This is a genomic window from Chryseobacterium sp. SIMBA_028 (assembly GCF_046535285.1).
In the GTDB taxonomy this organism is placed as follows: Bacteria; Bacteroidota; Bacteroidia; order Flavobacteriales; family Weeksellaceae; genus Chryseobacterium.
This window is the reverse complement of sequence record NZ_JAWRWZ010000363.1, coordinates 1-266: the sequence shown is the minus strand read 5'-3', so window position 1 is coordinate 266 and position 266 is coordinate 1. Positions and strand designations below refer to the sequence as shown.

General features: G+C 37.2%; 1 protein-coding gene. It reads right to left on the bottom strand.

What is annotated here, in order from left to right:
- The coding region (locus SCA31_RS23775) for a hypothetical protein (RefSeq protein ID WP_410699469.1) at positions 1–266 on the bottom strand (266 nt) is incomplete at both ends.

The following is a 266-nucleotide window of genomic DNA, read 5'->3' as shown; positions in this document are numbered from 1 at the left end:
CGAAGGATTCGGACTGAAAATGATCAGACTGTCAAGCTTTTTCAGCCTGGCATCGTGTATGATGTCTTTATCATCTAGAGCATTTATATATTGACTGTATAGAGGTTCAGCAGGGTTTTGATCACCCACAATACAACCATTCTGGGTATGAATCTGGGTTTTTACCTGTAAAAATTGCTGAAATATCTGATTGGTAAGATCAGGGTTTTTTTTCCAAAGCCCAATCGCTGCATACACAGCAACTACTTTATTTTCATTGTTTAAAA